Origin of the sequence: Tropicimonas sp. IMCC34043 (genome assembly GCF_003390845.1) — a bacterium.
Classification (GTDB): Bacteria; Pseudomonadota; Alphaproteobacteria; order Rhodobacterales; family Rhodobacteraceae; genus Tropicimonas.
Map to the genome: position 1 here is coordinate 1 of NZ_QMEK01000012.1, position 2,461 is coordinate 2,461.

Annotated in this window: 2 protein-coding genes; both read right to left on the reverse strand. The window is 65.9% G+C overall.

Annotated features, from left to right (window positions below; translation table 11 throughout):
* Positions 1-572, reverse strand: a 572-nt coding sequence (locus DQG17_RS21510) for a DeoR/GlpR family DNA-binding transcription regulator (protein WP_157973708.1), incomplete at its 3' end; no start/stop codon positions are given.
* A gap of 111 nt (positions 573-683) precedes the next feature.
* A partial coding sequence (locus tag DQG17_RS21515; RefSeq protein WP_232829537.1) for a glycerol-3-phosphate dehydrogenase/oxidase occupies positions 684-2,461 on the reverse strand: 1,778 nt, incomplete at its 5' end.

The window sequence follows — 2,461 nt, forward strand, 5'->3', positions numbered from 1 at the left end:
ACGCGCACCACACGTTCGTCCTGATGATAGACATCCGGGAACTTGAGCGCCGAGGTCGACAGGAAACAGATGTCGACCATGAAGTCGGCAAAGCCCAACTCGGCCCGCCGTCCGAAGAAACCGTCGAAGCGCTGGATGTATTGGCCGCCGACGACGAGAAGTTCGATGTTGCGCAGATTTGCCAGCCCTTGAAGGATCGGCATCGACGCGGTCGCGACGGTCAGCTCCGAGCGTTTGGAAATGGACGGCAGCATCTGCGCCACGGTCGACCCGAAGCCGAGCGAGATCGCCTGTCCGTCGCTGACCATGCGGGCGGCCGCTTTTGCGATGCGGGTCTTTTCGGCGACGTTGACGTGCTGGCGAAAGCGAAAGTCGCTTTCGAACTGGGTATCGGACACGACGGTGATGCCGCCGCGAATCCGCGCGGCCCAGCCTTCGTCCACCAGTTCCTCGAGGTCGCGGTGCAGGGTCATCCGGCTGACCTGATAGCGTGCCAGCAGTTCGTCGACCTGCACGGAGCCGCGGTCGACCAGAAGTTCAAGGATCGACTGCCGCCGTTCTTTCGCCTTCATCGCGCACACAGCCGGTTGCGGCCCGGCGCGGCAGCGGCGCCAGAGCGCGTCTCCGCCTTGCGGCCGGACGATCCTGTGGGACGGAGCAGGCAAATCCGCAGGAGGGGAGGCTCAGACAAATCGGGGATTCCCTTTGCTGTCGAATGCGATGCGGTGATGCTTGCGATAGCGCTCGACAAGGCCGGCATCCTCGGCTGCGGCGCGGTCGGCGTCCCAGTGCAGAAGCTCCGACAGCACGTCGACCAGTTCGGCAAGCGCCATACGCGACACGGGTCCTTCGAGAAACAGGGCACTGCGTCCAAACAATACATCCTCGGCAGAGGTCGCAAGCTCGTTGCGGGCAATAAAGGCCAGCTCTTCGCGCGAGACCTGGGGCAGGTGGCGCAGGAAGGTCTCCGGCCCGTCCAGCGTCGCGGCAAGACGGTTTGCGCGCGACCCGTAGCAGGCCAGAAGACGCGATGCCCGGTCGCGGGTCAGTCCGGTTGCGACCATGTCCGACAGCATCGCCTCCCAGGATGCGGCCTGCCGCGACAGGCCCTTGCCGCCCCCGATGGCCAGATCCTCGGTCCGGACCTGCCGCGCCTTGCCCAGACGTTTCAGCACCTCGTCGGTGACCTCGGCGGAAAAGGCCCGGAAGGTCGTCCATTTGCCGCCGATCAGCGACAGGATCGGAAAGCGCCGCGCGTCCGCCGGCGGCAGCTCCTGCAGCGAATGATCGCGGCTGATGTCGCCGGGTTCATTGGCATCCTGCGACGGCAACGGCCTGACCCCGGCATAGCTGAAGAAGATGGTGTCGCGCGAAACCGCGACCTCGGGAAAGATCCGCCGGAACGCGCCGAGCAGATAGTCGACCTCTTCGTCCGCACAACGCGCAGTGTCCGGGTCGTCGATGGGAATGTCCGTCGATCCCAGCAGGACGTGCCCCATGAAGTTCGAGACCAGACAGATGCGCCCGTCCTCGGCCTCGAAATACAGCATCCGTCCATGCAGGGTGCGCGCAAAGGCCGGCAGGTCGAGCAGCAGGTGGCTGCCCTTGGTGCCGCCGATCATGCGCCGGTTGCCGCCCGCCGCGGCGTTGATCCGGTCGATCCAGGCGCCGCCGGCGTTGAGCATGAGGTCGCAGCCGACCAGCCAGGCCTCGCCGGTGACCGTATCGCGCAGCCGCGCCTTGCCGTCCTCGAGCCCGTCGAAGGCGACGTGGTTGAGGGCCAGGCTGCGCGGGTTCGCCGCCATCCCGTCGAGCGCCTGTTCGACCACAAGCCGTTCCGGCGAGGTGATCCAGGCGTCGTAATAGGACGCGGCGACCCGGATGCCCGGATCCAGATCCGGGATCTCGCGCAGCATGTCCTGCCGCCCGATCATCCGGTGACGCGGCATCACGCGGTTCAGCCGGCCGTAGATGTCATAGAGCGTCAGGCCGATCTTCACGACCACGGCCCCGCGCTGGCCGAACTTGCCGGGCAGGCGGAAGAACTTGCGCATCGCGGGCAGGACGCCGGCGGTCCAGGAATAGATCGGAATGATCATCTCCAGCGGATGCACGCAATGCGCCGCGTTCGACAGCAGCCGGTTGCGTTCCTCGGCGCTTTCCCGGACCAGACGGAATTCGCCGGTTTCAAGGTATTTGAGGCCGCCATGGATCATCCGCGACGGCGCGCGGCTGGCCCCGGCGCAGAAATCGTCCCGCTCGACCAGCAGGCAATCGACGCCCTGCAGGCAGAGATCGCGAAAGGTGCCGACGCCGTTGATGCCGCCGCCAACGATCAGGACGGGGATGTGGTCGATGTCGCGCAGACGGTTCAGAAGGGGCGCGCGGCCCATGTCGGTCATCGGATCGATATCCTTGCTTGGAGCTGAGCCAGCGTCGCCGCGGCATCCTGATACCTGGC